Genomic DNA, 6,001 nt, shown 5'->3' with positions numbered 1-6,001 from the left:
GCATTTAAAAATTCTGAAAACCAGGAAATGGGTGGTAAGTAAAATACCGGTAATAATATATTTTGCATTTAATTAATTTTTAGGATAAAAAACTCTTCCGACAATGTCTTTTTCATCAGCAAACCCTACATATCTGGAATCTAAGCTAGCATTACGATTATCACCAAGAAAAAAAACTTTTCCTGCCGGAACCGTGATTGGACCGAAGTTATCGGCATTCCAGTTTTTGCCAAAAGTTTTAAATATATCGGGATCGGTTTCTGTATAGGAAGAAAATCTTTCGAAAAAGTATCCTGATTGTAGATCCTTATCAGATAAATAAGTTATATAATGATTCTCATCAATATTATGAAAATCTTCTTCGGGAAAACCTTTTTCTATGAGATGATTGGCAAAGCCTCGATCGATTTTATATGATCGTTTCACATCAAATTTCCCATCAATAAGCGAATCATTCACATACAAAATTCCATCTTTTATGAGAATCTTATCACCTTCAGTACCTACTAATCGTTGTGCATATGTTCCCGGAAAATGATCCGGGTTTCTTTGTTCGTAAGCAAGAATTTTATTTTTATCGTAAGGAAGAATACTGCTCATAAAAACCCAGCTTCCTCTTTTGATTGTAGGCTCGCTTCCTGCTGTAGGTAAAAAAGCATATTGCAAAACCCCAGAGAGTTTTGCAATAATGAGTATGCTGACAATAAAGCTTCCGATGAGGAGTACTCTATTGAAAATTTTATTTTTAAACACTATTCTTCTTCTTTTCTCTTTCCGAATAATTTCATAAAATATTCCCAGCCAAAGAACAGAATAAGAATCATGGCTGCAATCCACCAATATGAAGTTTTGTTGGCTTCTCCGGTGTTGGTTGCTTTAAACATTCTGTCCCAACGGATTTTCATTCCAAAAAATGATCCTTTATTCGCTTGATAGCTTGAATTACCGTCTGTGAAAGCTCCTTCTAAACTCATCCATGTAAACATGGGCTTTCCGACGATATTTTCTTCAGGAACAAAACCAAAGAATCTTGCATCAAGAGAAGCATCTCTGTTATCTCCGATCATCATATAATAATCTTGCTGAATGGTGTATTGATTGGTTTCTTTTCCGTTGATAAAAATTTTGCCGTTTTTATTTTCCAACGAATTATGTTCATAATTTTTAATAATCCATTGATATTCAGGCAATGTTTGTTGATTAATGACAACAACATCACCCTTTTTAGGAATTCTAATCGGTCCGTACTGATCCTGATTCCAGCCTCTATTTATTGGAAAAATTGAATTAGTAGTATCAATTTTACTTGTTTCTATAGGATAACCATTTTCACCTCTTATAAAATCACCATTTTCATCTTTCTTGAAATAATGCGATACTCCAGATTCTTCAGGTTTTAATATCTCTTCTTCAAAATTTACAACTTGAGGTAATGCTTTAATTTCAGAAGCAGTTTTATCAGTAAGTCCTTGAAAATAGTAATTATATCCTTTTACTGTTTTCTCTTTCGTCATTGGATTCTCCTCATAAATTGGAGATTCCTGAACAGGTAAAAAACCATACATATTATAAAGAGCAGGAATATCTAACTGACTTCCCGTAGTTACAATATATTTATGCTGAACTTCCTGATCTCCTAAAACAGTTTCCGGTTTATTGTTTACGAAAAGTCTGCCGTTTCTCATCTCAAAAGTATCACCTGCAACGGCAACACATCTTTTTACATAAGGATCTGCTCTGTCTAATGAAACATGCACAGAATCTCTCGGATAGTTGAAAACTACAATATCATTTTTCTGAGGCTTATTGAATTGGAAAATTCTTTCGTATGGTAATTTTACACCTTCCACGTAAGATTTAGGATCGTCTTTAGGATTCCCTTTTTCTCCAGTATCCATTATCGTTCCCTGAAGGAAAGGAATTGCTACAGGACGCATTGGCAATCTGTAACCATAGCTCCATTTATTTACAAAAAGGAAATCCCCTACCAATAAAGTTCTTTCCATTGATCCGGTAGGAATTCCGAAAGGCTGCGTTACAAAAACGTGGATGATCGTTGCAAAAACTACTGCAAAAGTGATTGATCCCATAAAGGTATCTTTCTTTTTTGCGCTTTTTTCTTCTTCGGTTAAATACAGATCATTTTCATCCTCAATCTCGGTATCTTTAGAATAATTTACCACTGCCATATAGATAAACGGTAAAATCACAGTCAACAACTGGTCTTTAAAAAGATTTTTCCCGAATTTTTTCATTAAATACAAATGAAAAACACTCATCATAATAGGACCTACAATCGGTAAATATGATAAAATTGCCCACCATTTCGGGTGTTTCGTTTCTTTAAGGATAATGAAATAATTATAGAAAGGGATAAATGCGAATAACGGATTGTACCCTAGTTTCTTAAACAGCTTCCAAGTGGAAATCCCCATCAATACTGATAAAATGAGAACATAAACTGTATACGTTAAAAAATAATTCATAAATTTTTGTGCCTAATCTATTTTATAAATGATTAATGATGAGTAATAAATGATAATAGATTCATTATTGACAATTCACCATTCACTCGTATTAGTTTGCAATGTAGGGATTTTGTTACAAATTTAGAGTCCTAAAACGTCTTTCATTGTAAAGTTTCCTTTTTTATCTTTAATCCATTCTGCAGCAACAACTGCTCCCAAAGCGAAGCCGTTTCTGTTGTATGCTTTATGTTTTATCTCGATCTCGTCTACTTCGCTTCTGTAATACACAGAATGCGTTCCCGGAACTTCATCTTCACGGATGGCAAAAATACCCAATTGCTTTTCCTGTGTATCTTCCAGCTTCCATGCATCAAATTTATCGTTGTTTTTAATAATTCCTTCTGCAAGAGAAATCGCTGTTCCACTTGGTGCATCAAGTTTGTGAATATGGTGAATTTCTTCCAGCTGACAAGAATATTCATCAACATTTTTCATTAAATCTGCCAGTTTTTCGTTTAAAGCAAAAAATAAATTTACGCCTAAACTGAAATTTGAACCGTATAAAAATGCAGTTTCATTTTCAACAGCCAATTGCTCCACTTCAGATTTTCTTTCCAGCCAGCCTGTTGTTCCGCAGATTACCGGGATTTTATTTTCGAGACACGCTTTAATATTATCAAAAGCCACTTCAGGAAGTGAAAATTCGATCACCACATCCGGATTATTAAGATTTTCAGTAGTCGGAGTCTCTTTCAGTCGGGCAACTACTTCATGACCTCTTTTTAAGGCAATCTCATCGATTATCTTCCCCATTCTTCCGTATCCGACTAATGCTATTTTCATAAAATTTTGAAACTTTTATCTTAATATTATTGTTATTATTTTTAAAATCTGAAGCTTAGAGCCAAACCAGTTTTTGGCGGGTTGATGTTGTAATCATCATAGATCACGGCAGGAGCAAACGTTAAATCAGGATCTTTACGGCCTTCATACAAATGCGCATCTACAACAGCATCTACAATATTTAAAATATAAATTAAACCTGTAATCGCAATGGCGTAATCTCTCTGTCTTTTTACTCTGTCTTGCGCATTTCCCAATGCCACTTTATCAAGAGTAGGATTCCTGTCTAAGAAGTCATTTTGCGCACCATTAAGTTTGGCAACGTAATATTCACGGTACTTTTTATACTGATTCTGGTTCCAGATCGCAATACCCACTCCGGTTCCTACCGCTCCCCAGACAATGGGAACTTTCCAGTATTTTTTGTTGTAAACCTGTCCCAAACCTGGTAAAACCGCAGAGTAAAGACCTGCTTTTGTAGGATTCAGTTTTTTTACTTTTAAAGATGCGGGTGCATTTGCTTTTTCAATATCTTCAACAACTTTGGCTTCAGCCTGAGGTTTTGCAGCGGGAATGCTGTCAGTAGCATAATGCTCTAATCTGATGGTATCTCTGGGATTGGTCTGCGAAAAAGCCAGCCCTGATAAAAAAAGAAAAAAGGTGAAAACTATTTTTTTCATTTATTTAATATGAGATAAAATATATTCCAGCTCATCTTCATTTTTAAAATCTAAAACAATCTTGCCTTTTTTGCCGTTTCCTGTTGTTTTTATCTCAACTTTTACATCAAGAATATCTGCAATGGTTTTCTGCGCTCTTTTATAATTGTTTGAAAGCTCAGCTTTTGCTCTTTTGGCAGCCGGAGATTTCGGATTTTTCAAAGCTGTGGCAGCTTGTTCAGATTGACGAACATTTAATTTTTCTTTAATAATTAAATCAAATAAAATTTGCTGATGCTCTTCATTTTCAAGACTGATAATTGCTCTTCCGTGACCGGCAGAAATTTCTCCGCTTCGGATCGCATTCTGAATATCCGGACTTAATCTTAGCAACCTGATTGAGTTTGTAATCGTACTTCTGTCTTTCCCTACTCTCTGGCTTAAATTTTCCTGAGTAAGACCAATTTCTTCCAAAAGTCTGTGATACGTCAATGCAATTTCGATCGCATCAAGATCTTCACGCTGAATATTTTCCACAAGAGCCATCTCAAGAAGCTCCTGATCATTTACCAAACGAATGTATGCCGGAACAGTCGTTAAACCAGCAATTTTACTTGCTCTGAAACGTCTTTCCCCGGAAATGATCTCAAACTTTTCACCGTCTTTTCTTAACGTAATAGGTTGAATTACCCCTAAATTAGTAATCGACTGTGCAAGTTCGTTTAATGCTTTTTCATCAAAATAAGTTCTTGGCTGTGTCGGGTTTGGATAAATATCTTCAATGGAAACTTCCATGATGTTTCCTACAAATTTATCTGCTCCTTCATCAGTTGCGGTATTGACCGTTGCTTTGGATTCTGCACTCAGAATTGCTCCCAAACCACGTCCCATCGCTCTTTTTTTGTCCTTCATTCTGTATAAATGATTATTGATTAATGATAATTGATTAATTATTAAATACAAAAATCATTTTAATTTTTTACTAAATTTTCGTTTTTCAATAAAACCTCTTCTGCAAGCTGAATGTATTGAATAGCACCTTTACTTTCAGCATCATAATTTAAAATACTTTCCCCAAAACTTGGCGCCTCACTCAGTCGTACGTTTCTGCTGATAATGGTTTCGAAAACCATTTCAGGAAAGTGAGAGTTTACCTCTTCCACCACCTGATTAGAAAGTCTCAAACGACTGTCGTACATCGTTAACAACAAACCTTCAATATCCAAATCTTTATTATGAATTTTCTGAACGTTTTTAATCGTGTTCAAAAGTTTTCCCAAACCTTCCAAAGCAAAATATTCACATTGAATTGGGATAATTACAGAATCTGCTGCTGTTAAAGCATTCACCGTAATCAAACCTAAACTCGGTGCACAATCGATGATAATATAATCGTAATCGTCTCTTACTTCCTGCAAAGCCTGTTTCAGCATATATTCACGATTGTCTTTGTCTACCAGTTCAATTTCGGCAGCTACCAAATCGATGTGAGAAGGTACGATATCGAGATTCGGCGTTGCGGTTTTCTGAATACAGTTTCTGGTTTCAACACTGTGTTCCAAAAGATTATAGGTAGAATACTGCACTTCTTCCACACCAAGACCTGATGTTGCATTTGCCTGCGGATCTGCATCAATGATAAGAATTTTCTTTTCTAAAACTCCTAATGCTGCAGCTAAATTTACGGCAGTAGTAGTCTTTCCTACTCCACCTTTCTGATTAGCGATACCTATAATTTTTGCCATTGCTCAAACTTTAAGCCTCAAAAATACACTTTTTTCTCTGCTCTTGGGGAATGACTAAAACGAAAATAGAGTTAAAATATTGTTAACAAGCAATTWAGACATCAAAAAAATTATCCACAAAAATAAATCTTTGTGGATAACTATTGAGATTTGTGTTTAAGATATTAATTATCAAATTTCATTGAAATCGGAAACTTGAAATAACTTCTTACAGACTCTCCTTTTTTATTTTTACCAGGAATCCATTTTCCTTTTACTCCTTTAATGGTTCTGATCGCTTCTGCGT

Annotated in this window: 6 protein-coding genes; all 6 read right to left on the bottom strand. The window is 34.9% G+C overall.

Annotation, left to right across the window (positions count from 1 at the left end):
• Window positions 1-72: 72 nt before the first annotated feature.
• Entirely contained in the window at window positions 73-753 is a 681-nt protein-coding gene (gene lepB / locus AB4Y90_RS14660; protein WP_441558287.1) for a signal peptidase I, read from the bottom strand.
• Window positions 753-2,486, bottom strand: coding sequence for a signal peptidase I (lepB, locus tag AB4Y90_RS14655; RefSeq protein WP_441558286.1), 1,734 nt, complete (start codon window positions 2,484-2,486; stop codon window positions 753-755). The genes lepB (AB4Y90_RS14660) and lepB (AB4Y90_RS14655) overlap by 1 nt, the downstream gene beginning before the upstream one ends.
• A 123-nt stretch (window positions 2,487-2,609) precedes the next feature.
• Entirely contained in the window at window positions 2,610-3,311 is a 702-nt protein-coding gene (gene dapB, locus AB4Y90_RS14650; RefSeq protein ID WP_441558285.1) for a 4-hydroxy-tetrahydrodipicolinate reductase, read from the bottom strand.
• A 41-nt stretch (window positions 3,312-3,352) separates the two neighbouring features.
• Window positions 3,353-3,991 (bottom strand): DUF5683 domain-containing protein, encoded by a 639-nt coding sequence (locus tag AB4Y90_RS14645; RefSeq protein WP_441558284.1) that lies wholly within the window; start codon window positions 3,989-3,991, stop codon window positions 3,353-3,355.
• Window positions 3,992-4,882, bottom strand: a complete 891-nt coding sequence (locus tag AB4Y90_RS14640; protein ID WP_441558283.1) for a ParB/RepB/Spo0J family partition protein — start codon at window positions 4,880-4,882, stop codon at window positions 3,992-3,994. It lies immediately after the preceding gene.
• 59 nt (window positions 4,883-4,941) lie between these two features.
• Window positions 4,942-5,715 (bottom strand): ParA family protein, encoded by a 774-nt coding sequence (locus tag AB4Y90_RS14635; RefSeq protein ID WP_441558282.1) that lies wholly within the window; start codon window positions 5,713-5,715, stop codon window positions 4,942-4,944.
• Between the last annotated feature and the right edge of the window lie 286 nt (window positions 5,716-6,001).

This window comes from Chryseobacterium sp. 2TAF14, from assembly GCF_052115105.1.
Taxonomy (GTDB): domain Bacteria; phylum Bacteroidota; class Bacteroidia; order Flavobacteriales; family Weeksellaceae; genus Chryseobacterium.
The sequence above is the reverse complement of the archived record's forward strand: the minus strand, read 5'-3'. Positions and strand labels throughout refer to the sequence as shown.

Coding starts and splice junctions, on each gene's coding strand:
- AB4Y90_RS14640 (WP_441558283.1), bottom strand. CDS start 4,882: ATGAAGGACAAAAAAAGAGCGATGGGACGTGGTTTGGGAGCAATTCTG.
- lepB (WP_441558286.1), bottom strand. CDS start 2,486: ATGAATTATTTTTTAACGTATACAGTTTATGTTCTCATTTTATCAGTA.
- AB4Y90_RS14635 (WP_441558282.1), bottom strand. CDS start 5,715: ATGGCAAAAATTATAGGTATCGCTAATCAGAAAGGTGGAGTAGGAAAG.
- AB4Y90_RS14645 (WP_441558284.1), bottom strand. CDS start 3,991: ATGAAAAAAATAGTTTTCACCTTTTTTCTTTTTTTATCAGGGCTGGCT.
- dapB (WP_441558285.1), bottom strand. CDS start 3,311: ATGAAAATAGCATTAGTCGGATACGGAAGAATGGGGAAGATAATCGAT.